Below are 16,793 nucleotides of genomic sequence, written 5' to 3' on the forward strand. Positions count from 1 at the left end.
AGTCGCCGGCGCGGGGCGATCCGGCTGCGACGCTGGTCCTGGCCTCCGGCCTCGCCTTCGGCCCCCTGGAATGACGGCGCGGCCGGCCGTCGGGTCGCCGATCACCCCTGCCCCGGCGCGCCCGCGCCGGACAGCGCCTTCGACCGGTTCGGCTGGGCCGCGAGCCGGCGCAGGGACGCGACGTTTGTGGCCGCCTCCTCGGCGCTCATGTCGCGGCGCAGGACGGCCTCGGCGTCGGCGAAGCGGCCCTTGAGGCTCAGGACCATGGCGAGGTTTGCCCGCACCCGCGCGTCGGCGCCGGGCTGGTCGGCGGCGAGCCGCAGGGTCTGCTCGGCCTGATCGAGGTTGCGCGACAGCGCGTAGGACAGGCCGAGATTGGACAGGAGCGAGGGCTCGTTCGGCCGAATCTTGAGGGCGGCCTCGTAGAAGCCCTGCGCGCGGGCCTGCTCGCCGAGCTGGGCGGAGGCCGAGCCCTGCGCCGACAGGATGCGCCAGTCGGGATTGGCGGGGGTGTGCGCGTTGGCCAGCACGTCGATCGCCTCGCGGAAGCGGCCCGCTTCGACCAGCGACTTGCCGTAGGCGCCGAGAAGGGCCCGGTCGCGCGGGTTGCGCAGGGCGGCCTGCTGCAGCACCGCCGAGGCCTGGCTGATCTGATCGGTGGCCCGCAGGGCGCGGGCGTAGGCCATCGCCGTGCGCCCGTCGGCGGGGTCGGCGTTGAAGCGCTCGGCCAGCCGGTCGACGTCCTGCCGCGAGGGCGCCGCGGCGGCCGCGGATGGGCCGCCGAGGGGGCCGATCGAGCCGGTCGTTTCCGGAGAGCCGGTGTTGCAGCCGGCGAGGCCGAGCGCGACGGCGGCCGCGAGGGCCGCGCGGCGTCCGGCACGGGCCTGGGACTGGGTGACCCGGAACAGGGCCGTCATCATGGTGCGCTCCGCCGGCATCTGGACCGGACGCGATGGCACGCGCTTCACGCTCCCGGCCGGCCGGTGATAGAGCGTTAACCCTAATCACCGGTTAAGCCGCCGCTCCGGGCGGCACGCGAGAGGCACATGACCCAGGCCGAGATTCCGGCGACGACCCGCGGGCTCCTGCCCGGCGACACCCAGGCCGTACCGGTGACGCTGGTCACGACGGGGGATTGGGCGGTCGTCGAGTCCGGCCTGGAGCCGGCCCAGCGGAGCTTCGCCCAGGCCATCGGCTTCACGCCGAAGGCGGGCAGCCTCGCGCTCCTGCCCGGCCCGGACGGCAGCCTCGCGCGGGTCCTGTTCGGCCTCGGCGATCCGGAGGCGGCCGCCTACGACCGTCTCCTCGTCGGCAAGCTGCCGGGGCTGCTGCCGGAGGGGATCTTCCGCCTCGAGAACGCCGCCGAGCCGCATGAGGCCGCCCTCGCCTGGCTGATGGGGAGCTACCGCTTCGGCCGCTACCGGTCCGGCGGCGGGACCAAGGCCCGGCTCGCGGCGCCGGCCGGCATCGACGCGGCCGAGGTCGAGCGGATCGCCGCCGCGGTCGCGCTGGGCCGGGATCTCGTCAACACGCCGGCCAACGATCTCGGACCCGCCGAGATCGAGGCGGCTGCCCGGGCACTCGGCGACCGTCACGGCGCCACCGTCACGGTGACGGAGGGCGCGGCCCTCGCCGAGGGGTACCCGCTGATCCACGCGGTCGGCGCCGCCTCGCCCCGGGCACCGCGGCTGATCGACCTGACCTGGGGGCCGGCGGACGCGCCGCGCGTGACCCTGGTCGGCAAGGGCGTCGCCTTCGACACCGGCGGCCTCGACCTCAAGCCGTCGGCCGCGATGCTGCTGATGAAGAAGGATATGGGCGGCGCCGCCGCGGCGCTGGCCGCCGCCGACATGGTCATGGGCGCGGGCCTGACCCTGCGCCTGCGCCTGCTGATCCCCGCGGTGGAGAACGCGGTCGCGGGCAACGCCTTCCGCCCCGGCGACGTGCTGCCCAGCCGGGCCGGGCTCAGCGTCGAGATCGGCAACACCGACGCGGAGGGCCGGCTGATCCTCGCCGACGCGCTCGCCCTCGCGGACGCCGACGCGCCCGAGCTGATCCTCGACTTCTCGACCCTGACCGGTGCGGCCCGGGTGGCCCTCGGGCCGGACCTGCCGGCCTTCTTCACGGAGGACGACGCGCTGGCCGAGGCGGTGGCGCGGGCCGGGCGGACGGCGATCGATCCGGTCTGGCGCATGCCGCTGCACGCGCCCTACGCGAGCCTGCTCGACTCCAAGGTGGCCGATCTCAACAACGTCTCCGGCGGGCCGTTCGCGGGGGCGATCACCGCGGCCCTGTTCCTGCGCCGCTTCGCGCCCAACACGAGGGCGCACGGCCATTTCGACCTCTACGGCTGGAACCCCTCGACCAAGCCCGGCCGGCCGGAGGGCGGCGAGGTCCAGACCGCGCGGCTGACCTACGCGCTGCTCAAGGCCCGCTACGGCGGCTGATCGCCGCTCTTCGCTGCGCTCGGGACGACGGAGCGGCTCAAACGAGCCCCGCCTGCCGCAGCAGGATCCCGGCCCCGGCGCACAGCGCCAGGGTCTGGAGCGTCCCGAGCCCGAACCGGAAGACCGCGAGGATCGCCGCCAGGGTCAGCAGCAGGGCGGCCGGGTCCAGGCTGCCCGGCACCGGCAGGTCGAGCCTGAGCGGCCCGAGCGGCACCGTCTCGACCTGGGCGAACAGCGTCCGCAGCCCGAACCACACCGCGAGGTTGAGGATCACGCCCGCCACCGCGGCGGTGATCGCCGAGAGGGCGCCGGCCAGCCGGCGGCTGCCGCGCAGGCGCCCGATCAGCGGCGCGCCGGCGAAGATCCACAGGAAGCACGGCACGAAGGTGACCCAGGTCGTCAGCAGCCCGGCGAGCGTCCCGGCGAGCAGCGGCGGCAGGGCGCCGGGCGCCCGGAAGCCCGCCAGGAAGCCCACGAACTGGAGCACCATGATCAGCGGGCCGGGCGTGGTCTCGGCGAGCCCGAGTCCGTCGAGCATCTCGCCGGGCTTCAGCCAGCCGAACTGCTCCACGGCCTGCTGCGCCACGTAGGCGAGCGCCGCGTAGGCGCCCCCGAAGGTCACGAGGGCCATCTTGGAGAAGAACAGCGCCACCTGCCCGAAGACCGGCGGCACGCCGGGCAGGACCAGCAGCGCCGCCACCGGCAGGAGCCAGACCGCGAGCCAGAGCGCGGCCGTCCGCAGCGAGGACGCGGCGCCGACGCGCTCCCGCGGCAGCGCCGCCTCGCCGATCAGGACGTCCGCCTCCTCCGCCGGATCCACCGCGCGCTCGGCGGCCGGGCGCCGGCCGCGGGCGAGGCCGAGCGCGCCGGCGGCGACCACGACCAGCGGGAACGGCACCGCGAGGGCGAAGATCGCCACGAAGGCCGCGAGGGCCACGAGCCGGTCCGTCCGGTCACGCAGGGCGCGGCCGCCGAGCCGCCACAGGGCGTGCAGCACGATGGCGAGCACCGCCGCCTTGAGGCCGAAGAACAGCCCGGCGACCGCGTCGACATGGCCGTAGAGCACGTAGAGCCAGCTCAGGGCCATCAGGGCGAGGAGCCCGGGCAGCACGAACAGCCCCCCGGCGACGAGGCCGCCCGCCGGCCCGTGCATGAGCCAGCCGATATAGGTGGCGAGCTGCTGCGCCTCCGGCCCCGGCAGCAGGGTGCAGAACCCGAGCCCGTGCAGGAAGCGCCGCTCCGAGATCCAGCGCCGCTCGTCCACCAGGATGCGGTGCATCACGGCGATCTGCCCGGCCGGCCCGCCGAAGGAGAGCGCCGCCACCCGCAGCCAGACCGGGACGGCCTCGGCCAGCGACGGGGCGGCGGGCGGCGCGCTCAGGCGCTGCGCGGCAGCCCGGTCTCGATCAGGCGCGCCCACAGGGAAGCCCCGTACGGCGCGGCCGCGTCGTTGAAGTCGTAGTGCGGGTGGTGGAGCGAGGCACTGTCGCCGTTGCCGATGAACATGTACGCGCCGGGGCGGCGGCCGAGCATGTAGGAGAAGTCCTCGGCGGTCATCATCGGCGCCACCGCCCGGTCGACGTTCTCCCCACCCACCAGCGCCGCGGCGACGCCGGCCATGAAGTCGGTCTCGGCGGGATGGTTCTCGGTCACCGGGTAGCTCGCCCCGTACTCGACCCGGCCCCGCGCGCCGAAGCCGCCGGCGATCTCGGCCACCAGGGTCTCGATCCGCGCCTTGATCTGGCTGCGCACGGCCTGGGACAGGGTGCGCATCGTGCCCCGCATGGTGACGGTCTGCGGAAGCACGTTGAAGGCCTCGCCGGCCTCCAGCGCGCAGACCGAGACGACGGCCGACTGCACCGGGTCGAGGTTGCGCGACACGATGCTCTGCAGGGCGATGATGACGTGGCTCGCCACGAGCACGCTGTCGACGGCGTTCTGCGGCAGGGCCGCGTGCCCGCCCCGTCCCTCGATCGTGACGGTGAAGCGGTCGGTCGAGGCCATGATCGGCCCCGGCCGGATCGCGAAGGTGCCGACCGCCATGCCGGGAATGTTGTGCATCCCGTAGACCGACTCGACCCCGAACCGCTCCATCAGGCCGTCGTCGACCATCGCCTCGCCGCCGCCGCCGCCCTCCTCGGCGGGCTGGAAGATCAGCACGGCCGCCCCGTCGAAATCCCGGGTCTCGGCGAGGTACTTGGCAGCGCCGAGCAGCATGGCGGTGTGCCCGTCGTGGCCGCAGGCGTGCATCTTGCCCGGCACGGTCGAGCGGTAGGGCAGGTCGCGCACCTCCTGGATCGGCAGGGCGTCCATGTCGGCGCGCAGGCCGATGGCGCGGTTCGAGCTGCGTCCCCGGCCGCGGATGACGCCGACCACCCCGGTGCGGCCGATACCGGTAACGACCTCGTCGCAGCCGAAGGACCGCAGCGTCTCGGCGACGAAGCCGGCGGTGCGGTCGACGTCGTAGAGCAGCTCGGGATGGGCGTGCAGGTCGTGCCGCCACGCCGTCATCGTGTCGGCGAAGGCGTGGATCCGTTCGAGGACGGGCATCGGGTCGGGGCTCTCGTGGCCTTTGCGGGTGGGTCGGACCAGCAAAGCCGGGGCCAGAGCCGCCGTCAACGGCCACGCTTGGCGAGCGCGCGGATCGCCCGCTGCCGCGTCGGCCCGTGATCCGGCGCCGCGAGATCATCGAGGATCGGACATTCTGGACGCGCGTCGCCGCAGCAGGCCTCCGCCAGATGCTCCAGCGTCCGGGCCATCCCCTCCATCTCGGCGATGCGGCGGCGCAGATCGGCGATCTGCTCCTGCGCGATCGCCTTCACCCCGGCGCTCGGCCGGGCCCGGTCGCGCCAGAGCGCCAGGAGATCCGCGATCGCGCCCACGCTGAAGCCGAGGTCGCGGGCGCGGCGGATGAAGCGCAGCGTGTGCAGGTCCGCCTCGCCGTAATGGCGGTAGCCGGCCTCGGACCGGGCGGCCGGCGGAAGCAGGCCGGTCGCCTCGTACCAGCGGATCATCTTGGCCGAGACGCCGGTGCGGCGCGCCGCCTCGCCGATCGTCAGGTTCGCCGCGCTCATGCCGGCCTCGCGGCGAGGGCCGGCGTCGCGGCCGCCGCGGGCCGCCCGCCGGCCCGGCGCAGCCGCAGGGCGTTGCCGAGGACGAACACGCTCGAGAACGCCATGGCGCCCGCGGCCAGGACCGGCGACAGGGCCGGGCCGCCGAACGGCACCAGCACGCCCGCCGCCACCGGGATCAGCGCGGCGTTGTAGGCGAAGGCCCAGAACAGGTTCTGGCGGATGTTGGCCATCACCGCCCGCGACAGCGTGAGAGCCTCGACCAGGGCTTCCAGGTCGCCCGACATCAGCACCACGTCGGCGCTCTCGACGGCGATGTCGGTGCCGGTGCCGATCGCCAGCCCGACATCGGCCTCGGCCAGCGCCGGCGCGTCGTTGATGCCGTCGCCCACGAAGGCCACCGGCCCGTGCGCGGCCCGGAACCGCTGCACGGCCTCGACCTTCCCGCCGGGCAGCACGCCGGCGGCCACGGCGTCGATGCCGAGGCTCCGCGCCACGCCGGCCGCCGTGACGGGATCGTCGCCCGTGACCATCGCCACCGCGAGCCCGCGCGCCTTCAGGGCTGCCACCGCCGCGCGGGCGCCCGGCTTCACGGGATCGGCCACCGCCAGGATCGCCGCGTGGCGGCCGTCGAGGACGAGGTGGATCGGACTCCGCCCCGCGCCCGCCAGCGACGCGGCCCGGGCGGCGAGATCCGGGTCCAGGGCGACTCCGAGGCGATCCAGGTAGCGCGGCGCGCCGAGGGCCACGGCCCGGCCCGCGACCCGTCCGGAGATCCCGAAACCCGCCACCGCCTCGAAGCTGTCGGGCTCGGGCGTGGCGAGGCCGCGGTCGCGGGCCGCCGCCACGACGGCGCCGGCCAGCGGGTGCTCGGAGCGGGTCTCCAGCGCGGCGGCGAGGGCCAGCGCCGCGTCCTCCGCGACACCGGCGGCCGGGACGATCTCGGTGAGCCGGGGGCGCCCCTCGGTCAGGGTGCCGGTCTTGTCGAGGGCCACGACCCGCACGTCGCGCAGGCCCTGAAGCGCCGCGCCGTCGCGGAACAGCACGCCGCGCGCCGCCGCGCGCCCGGTGCCGACCATGATGGCGGTGGGCGTCGCCAGCCCCATGGCGCAGGGACAGGCGATGATCAGCACCGCCACGGCGTTCACCAGGGCCGGCCCCAGGGCCGGGGCCGGCGCCAGGATCAGCCAGGCCAGGAAGGTCACCGCGGCGATGCCGATCACCGCCGGCACGAACCGCCCGGTGACGCGGTCGACCAGCGCCTGGATCGGCAACTTACCGCCCTGGGCGCGCTCCACCATGGCGGCGATCTGCGCCACCACGGTGGCGCCGCCCACGGCCCCGACCCGGAGGTCGAGGCTGCCGCGGCCGTTGAGCGTCCCGCCGACAACGGGATCGCCGGGCCCCTTGCGCACCGGGGCCGGCTCGCCCGTGACCATGCTCTCGTCGACGTGGCTGGTGCCCGAGACCACGGCGCCGTCAGCCGCCACGCGCTCGCCCGGGCGCACCCGGACCACGTCGCCGACGCGCAGGGCGTCGAGGGGGAGCTCGTTCTCCGCACCGTCGCGGACGACGCGGGCGGTCTTCGGCGTCAGGTCCATCAGCCGCGCGATCGCCTGGCCGGTGCGCCCCTTGGCGCGCGCCTCCAGCGTCCGGCCGAGCAGGATCAGCGTGACGATCAGGACGCTCGCCTCGAAGTAGAGGTGCGCCGCCCCCGCCGGCAGGAGATCGGGCGCCAGCGTCGAGACCAGCGAGTACAGGTAGGCGGCGCCGGCACCGAGGGCGACCAGGGCGTTCATGTCGGGATGGCCGCGCAGCAGGCCCGGAACGCCGCGCAGGAAGAAGCGCCGCCCCGGGCCGGCGAGGACCAGGGTGGCCAGCACCGCCTGGATCAGGGCCGTCACGGGGCCTCCGTGCAGGGCGGGCAGGAGGTGGCCGCCCATGTCGAGGACCACGACGGGCGCCGACAGCAGGGCGGCGACGATCAGGTCGCGGCGCAGGGCGCGGCCCTCCTCGGCCTGACGGGCCGAGGGGTCGGCCGGATGGCCGGCCTCGACCGGCCGGGCCTCGTAGCCGGCCGTCTCGACGGCCGCCACCAGCGCGTCCATCGGCACCACGCCCTCGGGATGGCGGATCGCGGCCCGGCCCGCGGCGAGGTTGACGCTGGCCCCGGTCACCCCCGGAACGGCGGCCAGCGCACGCTCGACCCGGCCCACGCAGCTCGCACACGACATGCCCTCGACGGCCAGCAGGCTCTGCGTCTCGGGGACGGGGTAGCCGGCATCCGCGAGCGCCGTCGCGACGTCGCCCGGGCCCGTGGCGCCGTCGAGGACGAGGCTGGCGCGGTGGGTGGCGAGGTTCACCGCCACGTCTCGGGCGCCGGGCAGCGCCGCGAGGGCGCGCTCGACGCGGCCGACGCAGGAGGCGCAGGACATGCCCTCGACGGGCAGGGTGAGGGCGACGGATTTCGACATGGCAGTGATCCGGTTCGAAGCGTCCATGCCCGGTCAGATGGGGCTTCCCATCATGGGAAGGTCAAGGGGTTGGCGGGCGACCTCCCCGGTCGGGCCCGCCGATGCGGGGCCGCCGCCGTTGTCGAATCGCGCGCGCCCGGCCAAGGTCCGCGCCACCGGAGCGGCGGGGACACGGATGGGCGAAGCGCTGACGATCTACGGCGACCCGGGTTCCGGGAACTGCCTCAAGGTCAAGTGGGTCGCGGCCCATCTCGGCATCCCGGCGCTCTGGCGCGACGTCGACGTCCCGGGCGGCGGGACGCGCAGGCCCGAGTTCCTCGCCCTGAACCCCGCCGGCCGCGTGCCGATCGTCGTCCTGTCCGACGGCACCGTGCTGTCCGAATCGAACGCGATCATCGTCTACCTCGCGGAGGGCTCGGCGCTGGTGCCCGCGGAGGCCCTGCCCCGCGCCCGCATGCTGCAGTGGATGTTCTGGGAGCAGTACAGCCACGAGCCCTACATCGCGGTCCGCCGCTACCAGCTCCACTATCTCGCGCGGTCGCCGGAGGATCTCGACCCGAAGCTCGCCGAGCGCGGCGCCGACGCCCTGCGGCTGATGGAACGAACCCTCGCGCGCTCGGCTTTCATGGCGGGCGGCACCCTGACCCTCGCCGACGTGGCGCTCGTCGCCTACACGCGCATGGCCCACGAGGGCGGCTTCGACCTCGCGGACTACCCGGCGATCCGCGCCTGGGTCGGGCGCGTCGAGGGCGGGCTCGGGATCGGCCCCTACGCCGGGCCGGCCTGATCGGCCGCGGCCTGCGGCGGCGCGGCGCCGTATTCCGGCAGGCTGACCCGCACGGTCGTGCCCTCCCCGGCCGCGCTCTCGATGGCGAGCCGCCCGCGGTGGCGGTTGAGGCTGTGCTTGACGATGGCGAGCCCGAGGCCCGTGCCGCCGCGGGCGCGGCTCGACGCGACGTCGACCCGGTAGAAGCGCTCCGTCAGCCGCGGGATGTGCTCGGGCGGGATGCCCGGCCCGTCGTCGGCCACCGACAGGACGACGCGGCGCCCGAGGCGCGGGTCGTCCTCGCGGGCGAGCCCGACGCTGATCCGGCCGCCGCCGTACTTCACGGCGTTCTCGATCAGGTTCTCGATCACCCGGGCGAGCTCGTCGGCGTCGCCGGGGACCGCGTAGGGGCCCGCCCCCTCCTCCAGCCGGATCGTGGCGCCCCGCGCCTCGGCGGGCAGGCCCTGGGCGTCGACCATCTGGCGGGCGAGCGCCCCGAGATCGACCACCGCGGTGGGCGCCACGTGCTCGCGCAGCTCGATCCGCGACAGCGACAGCAGGTCGTCGATCAGCCGCGTCATCCGCTGGGCCTGGACGCGCATGATCTCCAGGAAGCGCTCCCGGGCCTGCGCGTCGTCGCGGGCCGGACCCTGCAGGGTCTCGATGAAGCCGATCAGGGTGGCGAGCGGCGTGCGCAGCTCGTGGCTCGCGTTGGCGACGAAATCGACCCGCATCGCCTCGAGACGCCGGGCCGAGGTGAGGTCGCGCAGGAACAGCAGCGCGCTCACGCCGGACCCGTCGGGCATCGGCAGCGCGCCGATCTGGACCTCGAAGGTCCGCTCCAGCGGCACCCGGGTCGACAGCGCGACCCGGCGCGGGAGGCCGGAACTCAGCACCGCCTCGATGCCGTCGAGGACCTCCGGGTCGCGGAGCGCGAAGGACAGGGGCCGGGCCTGATGGAGCGCCGGCAGCAGCGCCCGGGCGGCGGGATTGGCCTCCAGCACCAGGGTACGCCGGTCCACGAGGATGACCGGGTCCGGCACGTGGGCGAGCAGCGCCTCGGCGACGGCGTGGCGCGGCGTGGCGGCGGCCGGTCGCGCGACGGGGGCCTCGCGGCCGCGCCCGCCGAGCCAGCCGCCCAGGCAGACCGCCGCGAGCCCGATCAGGATCAGCGGGAGGTCGAGCCGCCCGGCCAGGGCGGTGGCGAGCCCGAGCAGGCCCGCGGCGATCGCGGCGCCAGTCCAGGCGGGGGAGCTGCGCAGGCGGCCGGACATGGCGGGCGCGCCGGCCGATCAGCGGGACTCGGACTCGTCGCGCCACGCCCGGCCGGACGGCCCGGCCGTGCCCTCCGGCGGGCCGGGATCGCGGGCACCGCCCGCACGCTTCACGATCTCGTAGAGGCCGAGCATCGCCAGGGCGGTCACGAACGGCACGACGTAGTAGCAGCCCCGGAACAGCAGCAGCGAGGTCAGCACCTCGTTGCGCGGCAGGCTCGACAGGGCGAGGAGCACGGTGGCCTCGAACACCCCGATGCCGCCGGGCGCGTTCGACGCGATCCCCAGCATGGCGGCCAGCACGTAGATCGCCAGGAAGGTGGTGAAGCCCAGCGTCGTCTCCTGCGGCAGCAGGACGTAGAGCACAGCCGCCGCCGCGCAGACGTCGCCGATGCCGACGATCATCTGGCCGATCGACACGGACGCCCCGGGCAGCTCCAGGCGCCAGTGCTTCACGGTGATGCTGCGCTTCTTGGCCGAGACCCAGGCCAGGTAGCCGAGCACCAGGGCGAGCGCCGCGAGGCCGACACCCTGGTTGATCCGGATCGACGTGAAGGCGAGCCCGGCGAGCTGGCCGGCCTCGATGATCAGGCTCAGGCCCAGCACCACGCCCATGCCGAGCCAGAAGGTGAAGCCGGCGATGACGGTGAGCGCGGCGATCTTGGCCGTCGAGAGGCCCTGCCGCGCGTAGATCCAGTAGCGGATCGTCCCGGCGGTGAGCAGCGGGAAGCCGAGGGTGAAGCTCACCGCGTAGCTCGTGAACGAGGCGAGCGCGGTGATCCGGTACGGCACCTTGATCTTGAGCTGGCGCAGGGCCAGCGCGTCGTAGCCGGTCAGGAACAGGTAGCTGACGCCGACGAACAGGAAGGCGAGGCCGAGCTGCTCGGCGGTCGCGGCCGCGATGGCGCTGCGCACCTCCGCCCAGCTGACGCTCTGCACGAGCTTCCACAGGACGCCGAGGGAGACCGCGAACAGCACGATGCTGGCCGCCGTGCCGATCCAGGCATAGCGGCTGCGCCGGCTCTTCCGCTTCGAGCCCGCTCCGGCATCGTGCTGGACCGGCTCGACCGGCTCGACCGGGCTCCGGTGCTGTCCCTGAAAATTCATGCCGATCGGCGTCCGCCCTTCCGGCTGCGCGGCCCGGCCGAAGGCCGTCAGCCCGTGCCGGAATCTCCCGGACCGCGGCCCGTTGCCCCGCATGTAGGCCGAACCGGCGCGCAAGGCCAGGGAAGGCAGGCCCGTGACGGGCGATCTATCCTCAGCCGGAGGCCCGATCGAGGATCGCGGCCGCCTCCGCGAGGCCGCGCCGGATCCGCTCGGGCACCTCCGGCGCGGTGCAGACATAGGTCGGGCTCGGGTGCGGCACCCGGATCACCGGCAGGTCGGGGCGGAGCGCCGCGAGGGACGGCGCCGCCTCCCCGGCGAAGCGGCCGGCCAGCACCGCCACGGCGAGGCGCGGCAGCAGGTCGAGGAGCGGGGCCAGATAGGGCGCGGCCGCCGCGACCTCCGCCCGGCGGGGCGCCCGGTTGCGGGCGCCCTCGGCGTGGATCAGCCAGGGGACCGCGTTCCAGATCAGCGTGTCGGCCCGGCTGAGCCCGGCCTCGGCGAGGAAGCGGAACAGGTTCGCGGCCGTGCCGTTCGCGCTGTCGCGGGTGACGAAGCCGGTGCGCAGCACCGCCGGGCCCGGCGTCTCGAGGAGGAGGAGCATCCGCGCCCCGACGCCGCCATCCAGGGGGTCGGGCGCCGGGACCGGGGCGCCGCGCTCGGCCGCGATGCGCGCCGCGAGGGCCCGGATCGGGGCGATGTGGGGGCTGTCGATCAGGGCGCGGCGGGCCGCCAGGGCCTCCGGATCGGCCAGCGCCTTCGGGGCCCGCGGCTCAGCCGGCATCGAGGCCGGGAATCGTCGGGCCGCCGCGACGCGACCGGCGGAAGCGCTCGGTGCCCGTCTCCCGGGCGAGGCGCGCGTCGAGGCCGGCCACGCCGCCGAACTGGAAGCCGATCTGGCTGGCATAGGCCGCGCAGGCGGCGCGCTTCCGGGCCTGGCACTCCGGGTCGAGGGTCACCGTCGCCTCGGGAAGTTCCGCGAAGAGGTCCGCGAGCGGCTCCCGGGGCGCAGCCTCGCGCACCGTGTAGGGGAAGTCGCGCCACCACAGGATCGGGAGAAGCGGGTCGAGGCCGCGCAGAGCCCGGACCACCTGGACGTGATCGACATGGCCGCCGATCGCCTGGGGGGCGAGGAGGAGATCCGGTTTGTCCGCGGCGATCAGCGCCGCGACGGCGGGCGCGAGGTCGTCCGCGATGCCGTCATCGGCGCGGGTCTCGGCGAAGAGTTCCGGCGCCGAGCCGTAGCCCCGGTGCGGCGCCTCCCGGAACGGCAGGTGCACGGGCGGGGCGATGCCGAGCGCGGCAGCCGCGCGGACATCCTCGTCCCGGCGCAGGGCCATGTAGTCGATCTCCGGTCCCAGGCCCTTGTCGAGCTGGCAGGCGAGCGCGAAGCCCTTCGGCTCGGCGACGCTGCCGGTGAACAGGGTCACCATCACGACGCGCCAGCCCGCTTGCGCGAGGCTTGCCAGGAGGCCGCCGCACGAGAAGGCCGCGTCGTCGAGATGGGGGGAGAGGGCGAGCGCGGTGGGCATGGTTCAGAGCCTGTCGGCGGGCACGACGTCCGACCCGCGACCTCATCCCGAGGTACCGCTGCGCAGCGGGGGCCTCGAAGGAGCCCTTCAAGCAGCGCTGTGATCCCTGGAGGAATCCTGGGAGGCCCGCTGACGCGGGCACCTCAGGATGAGGGGGTGGATCGGGATTCCCGAAGCTGGCGGACCGTTCAGAGCAGGTGCGGCTCGGCGCGGAAGCGGCAGGTCGGGTCGTCGGGCAGGTCTTCGGGAAAATCGGTGGCGGGCTGCTCGTGGCGCACCCGCGCGTAGACCTCCATGATCTGCCGCCCGACCGCGTGCCACGAGTAGACCCGCCGGCACTCCTCCAGGCCGGCCGTCGCGATGCGCCGGCGCAGATCGGCGTCCGTGACGATCCGGGTGAGCGCCGCGGCCAGCGCCGGGACGTCGCCCGGGTTGACCAGCAGCCCGTTCTCCCCGTCGCGCAGGCAGTCCGAGACGCCGACCGCGTGGCACGACACGGTGGCGAGCCCGGCCGCCAGCGCCTCCAGGATCGTGTTGGAGAAGCCCTCCGCGTAGGTCGGCGAGACGAACACGTCGGCGCGGCGGTAGAGGTCGGGCACGGAGCCGTATTCCGCGTAGCCCGTGAAGGCGATCGCGCGCTCCGAGAAGGCGTGCTCCGCGGCGAGCGCCTTGGCCGGGTCCACGTCGGGCCCGATTCCCGAGATCGTGGCCGCGAAGGGCGTGCCCTGCGCGCGCAGGATCGCCAGGGCCTCGATGAAGTCCAGCACGCCTTTCCGACGGTCGACCCGGCCGTGGTAGAACAGCCGCACCGGCCCGTCATGGGGCGCCGGCAGCCCGTCGGACGTGCCCTGCGCGAACCGATCGGTGTCGACCGCGCCGGGCACGATGGTGAAGCGGGCCGGGTCCGACCCGAGCCGCTCGCAGACCTCGTCCACGAAGGAGGCGCCGCCGATCAGCAGCGCGTTGGCGTGGGCCAGCACCTCGCACATGGCGACCCGGTGGGTCTCGCAGCAGGAGCCGACCCAGTGGCCGTCGCCGCCCTGGATCGAGACGACGCTCGGCACGCCGAGCTTGCGGGCGGCGAGCAGCACCGCCCAGCCGGTCGGGTAGCCGTACTGGGCGTGCAGGATGTCGAAGGGGTTCCGGGCGTGCTCCCGGGCGATCGCGTCCACCATCGTGGCGATGTCGCGCTCGAAATCGCCCGACGTCTGCTCGCCGAGCTGTTCCAGGCCGATCACCCGCACGCCCGGCACCGGCGGCGGCGGCCCGCCCCCGTAGACCCGGGTGCCGAAGGCGTCGCCCCGGTACTGCGAGATCATCGTGACGTCGTGGCCGGCGCCGACGAGTTCGCGCAGCAGGTTCTGCGCGTAGACGCTCATGCCCGATATGGCCGGGAAATAGCGGCGGCTGAGGAAGAGGATTCTCATCGCACCGCACCTTCGCAGAGACCGAGAGAGGCGCCGAGGCGCTCCCTCTCCCGTGCCCGATCCTCGCCTCGCCGCAATTCGGCCCTCACTGCCATTGCCGCCGCGTCTCCTGCTCGCCCGCCAGGACCGGGCCGGGGCGCCGGCAGCCGCGGAGATAGTCCAGCGCCTGCGGGATCATCACGTCGGCCCGGTGGCTCTCGCGGGAGAGCTCGACGCAGATCAGCTTGCCGAAGCCCACCGCCTCCAGAGCCTCCAGCACGCCCGGCACGTCCATGTCGCCCTCGCCGAAGGGCAGGTGGATGTGGCTGCCGCGCTTCATGTCCTCGATCGCCACGGTGCCGATCCGGTCGGCGAATTCCCGCACGGCGGCCGCCGGCTCGCGCTCGCCGGTGACGAGGCAGTGACCCGTGTCCAGGGCGAGCCTCAGCCCCGGCACGTCGAGCGCCGCGTAATCGTCGAGCGTCTCGATCAGCATGCCGGGCTCGGGCTCCAGGCAGGGCACGATTCCGGACTCGGCCGCGAAGGCCGCGACCTCGTGCAGACCCTCGACCAGCCAGCGCCGGGCCTCGCCGTGATCGACGCCGGGCTTCGGCACGCCGGCCCAGAACGAGACCGCCTCGGCGGAGAGCATCGCGCCGATCTCGATCGCGCGCTTCAGGAAGCCGACGCGCCGGGCGCGGCCCGCGGCGTCGGCGGTCACGAGCGTCGGCTCGTGCTTGGCGGACGGATCGAGCAGGAAGCGGGCACCCGTCTCGATGACGCAGGTCAGCTCCAGCTTCTCCAGCAGACTCGCCACCCGGCCGGCCTCCGCCGCCCAGGTCTCGGCGAAGGGGTCGAGATGGTGGATGTCGAGGGTGAGCGCCACGCCATCGTAGCCCGCCGCCTTGATCAGGTGGAGCGCGTCGTCGAGGCGGTGGTTGGCCGCGCCGTTGGTGTTGTAGGCGAACCGGAGCGTCACGCCGCCCTCCCCTTCCGCTGGGCGAGGCGGAAGGGCGCGTGGTGCGATTCCGGCTCGCGGTAGAGCGGATAGTGCCGCCCGACGATCCGCTCGGCCAGGGCCACGTCGAACAGCGGCTGGCCGCCGAACCGCTCCAAGGCCTCCGGGGTGAGACGCACCGGGCGCAGGGTCTCGCTCTCGGTGCCGAACGTGATCAGCGGGTGGTCGCGGTCGAGAAGCTTCTTCGTGTTGCGCTCGCCGATCCGGTAGTAGCTCATGGTCTCGACCTCGAGCCCCGGCACGATCGCCTTCACGACGCCGACCCCGCCCCCCGGGGGCGTGCAATCGACGTAGAGCACGTCGAACCCGGCCTCCAGCAGCCGGTCGCAGGCGATCTTCCCCCGGGCGTGGCCGTCGGCGGCCGGGGTCGAGGGCAGCTCGGCGAAGCTTTTCGTGCTGCGCTCGGAATAGACCGTGTCGGCCAGCACGCCGCGCAGGTCCGCCGCCGGCATCTCGATCCATTCGAGCATGGCCTGCAGGGCGCGGCTCTCCTCCAGGTCCAGGCTGGGCAGCGCCTTCTGGATGAACGCGTCGACGTAGCCCGGCGGCGTCACCGTGGCGGCCATGTCGAGGGGGCCGTGGCCGAAGGTCTTGCGGACCCGCGCGGCCTGGAACTCCAGGAGCGCCTTGCGCAGCGCCCGCTCCCGGTCCGGGTCGCAGGCCTCGCCGCAGGCCGAGAGGGCGATCGGCGCCGGGGTCCGCGCCGGATCCTCGTCGTAGCCGACGACGTAGAGGTTGGTCAGGCCGAACTGGTCGGTGGCGAATTTCGGGAGCGCCCGGATCCCGAGCTCCTTGAGCCGGGCCAGCATCGCGGCGTTCTCCGGACCGATCCCCTCGAGGTCGAGCATCACGCCCTGGTCGAGGGCCCGGAACAGCAGCCCGTTGCCGTCCCGCTGCAGCAGCTCCAGCACGCCGTGGCCCAGCGCGAAGGGCACGTCCGGGCCGGCGCCGAGGCCGTTGGTGATCAGGTTGGTGAAGGGCTTGTAGCCCTCCGACAGCTCGAAATAGTCGGTCGCGGCGACGTCGAGGGGCATCAGGACGATCTCGCCCGTCGCGTGCCGGACGCTGGGGGTCCATTCGAGCACCGTGTCGCGGCCGACCGGGGAGCCGGCGGGCAGGCAGAGGGTCAGCGGGTCGGCGACCGACTTGGCGCCGTAGACCCGGACGAGATCGGTGTAGCTCGCCCGCTCCTTCGCCCGCGGCAGCACCGCGAGCGACGGCATCAGGTTCTCGGCGATCTCCGCGACGGCGCCGATCAGCGCCTCGTCGTCGGTGGCGCCGTAGCCGATGCCCGACGGCATCGCGCCCACGAAGAACGGGTCGTCGAGAAACAGGGCCACGAACCAGACCGGGACGCCGGTGCGATCGAGGGGCGCCAGCGGGAAGCCGACGACGCGCCCCTCCGGCAGGACGTCGAGATAGGCCTTGACCGGGTCCGGCAGGGTCCCGGGCAACCCCTCGATCGGCCGCTTGGCGCCGAAGCGGTAGGGGCGCGGCGCCTTGATCCGCTCGTGGCGGGCGCGGTCGTCCTGGTCGTGAAAGGCGTCTGGTTGGGTCAAGTCGTGTTCCCGTCTGCCGCGAACCGGCGCCGAGCCCTGTCCCATCCACCCACCTCATCCTGAGATGCCGAAGCGCAGCCGAGGCCTCGAAGGAGGGCTCCAGAAGGCGCTGTGCTCCCTGGAGCCCTCCTTCGAGGCTGCT

At 74.4% G+C, this 16,793-nt stretch carries 14 protein-coding genes; 2 read left to right on the forward strand and 12 right to left on the reverse strand.

The genetic code is table 11. The annotated features are described in order from the left end of the window. Positions 1-101: 101 nt before the first annotated feature. Entirely contained in the window at positions 102-920 is an 819-nt protein-coding gene (locus J3A75_RS24310; protein ID WP_012320518.1) for a hypothetical protein, read from the reverse strand. Positions 921-1,046: 126 nt separating this feature from the next. On the opposite strand from J3A75_RS24310, the gene J3A75_RS24315 reads away from it, so the two are divergent. After that, entirely contained in the window at positions 1,047-2,447 is a 1,401-nt protein-coding gene (locus J3A75_RS24315) for a leucyl aminopeptidase family protein (protein ID WP_024829233.1), read from the forward strand. A 37-nt stretch (positions 2,448-2,484) separates the two neighbouring features. Here the strand turns inward: J3A75_RS24315 and chrA are convergent, their stop codons facing one another. From chrA to J3A75_RS24335, 4 genes are all read right to left on the reverse strand, one after another. Beyond that, positions 2,485-3,867, reverse strand: coding sequence for a chromate efflux transporter (chrA, locus tag J3A75_RS24320; protein ID WP_024829232.1), 1,383 nt, complete (start codon positions 3,865-3,867; stop codon positions 2,485-2,487). Beyond that, positions 3,825-4,997 (reverse strand): M20 aminoacylase family protein, encoded by a 1,173-nt coding sequence (locus J3A75_RS24325; protein WP_012320521.1) that lies wholly within the window; start codon positions 4,995-4,997, stop codon positions 3,825-3,827. Before J3A75_RS24325 ends, chrA begins: the two co-directional genes overlap by 43 nt. 65 nt (positions 4,998-5,062) lie before the next feature. Then, complete coding sequence (gene cueR / locus J3A75_RS24330; protein WP_012320522.1) at positions 5,063-5,521, reverse strand: Cu(I)-responsive transcriptional regulator; 459 nt, start codon at positions 5,519-5,521, stop codon at positions 5,063-5,065. Then, positions 5,518-7,992 (reverse strand): heavy metal translocating P-type ATPase, encoded by a 2,475-nt coding sequence (locus J3A75_RS24335; protein ID WP_209650793.1) that lies wholly within the window; start codon positions 7,990-7,992, stop codon positions 5,518-5,520. The genes cueR and J3A75_RS24335 overlap by 4 nt, the downstream gene beginning before the upstream one ends. A gap of 175 nt (positions 7,993-8,167) precedes the next feature. Here J3A75_RS24335 and J3A75_RS24340 point away from each other — a divergent pair, with 175 nt between their 5' ends. Next, on the forward strand, positions 8,168-8,779 hold the full coding sequence (locus J3A75_RS24340; RefSeq protein WP_029359597.1) for a glutathione S-transferase family protein: 612 nt from the start codon (positions 8,168-8,170) through the stop codon (positions 8,777-8,779). On the opposite strand, the gene J3A75_RS24345 is transcribed toward J3A75_RS24340, so the two are convergent. The 7 genes from J3A75_RS24345 to J3A75_RS24375 form a co-directional block, all read right to left on the reverse strand. Further along, entirely contained in the window at positions 8,761-10,032 is a 1,272-nt protein-coding gene (locus J3A75_RS24345; protein ID WP_012320525.1) for an ATP-binding protein, read from the reverse strand. The two genes, J3A75_RS24340 and J3A75_RS24345, sit on opposite strands and share 19 nt — an antisense overlap. Positions 10,033-10,050: 18 nt before the next feature. Next, complete coding sequence (locus J3A75_RS24350; protein WP_012320526.1) at positions 10,051-11,139, reverse strand: lysylphosphatidylglycerol synthase domain-containing protein; 1,089 nt, start codon at positions 11,137-11,139, stop codon at positions 10,051-10,053. 151 nt (positions 11,140-11,290) lie between these two features. Then, positions 11,291-11,920: a uracil-DNA glycosylase gene (locus tag J3A75_RS24355; RefSeq protein WP_012320527.1), complete on the reverse strand. Its 630-nt coding sequence runs from the start codon at positions 11,918-11,920 to the stop codon at positions 11,291-11,293. Next, positions 11,910-12,668 (reverse strand): PIG-L deacetylase family protein, encoded by a 759-nt coding sequence (locus J3A75_RS24360; protein WP_070999976.1) that lies wholly within the window; start codon positions 12,666-12,668, stop codon positions 11,910-11,912. The genes J3A75_RS24355 and J3A75_RS24360 overlap by 11 nt, the downstream gene beginning before the upstream one ends. A 188-nt stretch (positions 12,669-12,856) precedes the next feature. After that, complete coding sequence (locus tag J3A75_RS24365; RefSeq protein WP_070999977.1) at positions 12,857-14,095, reverse strand: glycosyltransferase family 4 protein; 1,239 nt, start codon at positions 14,093-14,095, stop codon at positions 12,857-12,859. Between the two features lie 85 nt (positions 14,096-14,180). After that, positions 14,181-15,053, reverse strand: a complete 873-nt coding sequence (locus J3A75_RS24370) for a sugar phosphate isomerase/epimerase family protein (RefSeq protein ID WP_012320530.1) — start codon at positions 15,051-15,053, stop codon at positions 14,181-14,183. Then, positions 15,050-16,651: a YcaO-like family protein gene (locus J3A75_RS24375; RefSeq protein ID WP_070999978.1), complete on the reverse strand. Its 1,602-nt coding sequence runs from the start codon at positions 16,649-16,651 to the stop codon at positions 15,050-15,052. The genes J3A75_RS24370 and J3A75_RS24375 overlap by 4 nt, the downstream gene beginning before the upstream one ends. Between the last annotated feature and the right edge of the window lie 142 nt (positions 16,652-16,793).

Origin of the sequence: Methylobacterium sp. PvP105 (assembly GCF_017876975.1) — a bacterium.
Lineage (GTDB): Bacteria > Pseudomonadota > Alphaproteobacteria > Rhizobiales > Beijerinckiaceae > Methylobacterium > Methylobacterium radiotolerans.

Excerpts from the sequence above, each read along its gene's own strand:
- J3A75_RS24355 (WP_012320527.1), bottom strand. The coding sequence starts at position 11,920 with ATGCCGGCTGAGCCGCGGGCCCCGAAGGCGCTGGCCGATCCGGAGGCC.
- J3A75_RS24325 (WP_012320521.1), bottom strand. The coding sequence starts at position 4,997 with ATGCCCGTCCTCGAACGGATCCACGCCTTCGCCGACACGATGACGGCG.
- J3A75_RS24340 (WP_029359597.1), top strand. The coding sequence starts at position 8,168 with ATGGGCGAAGCGCTGACGATCTACGGCGACCCGGGTTCCGGGAACTGC.
- J3A75_RS24345 (WP_012320525.1), bottom strand. The coding sequence starts at position 10,032 with ATGTCCGGCCGCCTGCGCAGCTCCCCCGCCTGGACTGGCGCCGCGATC.
- J3A75_RS24365 (WP_070999977.1), bottom strand. The coding sequence starts at position 14,095 with ATGAGAATCCTCTTCCTCAGCCGCCGCTATTTCCCGGCCATATCGGGC.
- J3A75_RS24315 (WP_024829233.1), top strand. The coding sequence starts at position 1,047 with ATGACCCAGGCCGAGATTCCGGCGACGACCCGCGGGCTCCTGCCCGGC.
- J3A75_RS24350 (WP_012320526.1), bottom strand. The coding sequence starts at position 11,139 with ATGAATTTTCAGGGACAGCACCGGAGCCCGGTCGAGCCGGTCGAGCCG.
- cueR (WP_012320522.1), bottom strand. The coding sequence starts at position 5,521 with ATGAGCGCGGCGAACCTGACGATCGGCGAGGCGGCGCGCCGCACCGGC.
- J3A75_RS24310 (WP_012320518.1), bottom strand. The coding sequence starts at position 920 with ATGATGACGGCCCTGTTCCGGGTCACCCAGTCCCAGGCCCGTGCCGGA.
- J3A75_RS24335 (WP_209650793.1), bottom strand. The coding sequence starts at position 7,992 with ATGTCGAAATCCGTCGCCCTCACCCTGCCCGTCGAGGGCATGTCCTGC.
- J3A75_RS24360 (WP_070999976.1), bottom strand. The coding sequence starts at position 12,668 with ATGCCCACCGCGCTCGCCCTCTCCCCCCATCTCGACGACGCGGCCTTC.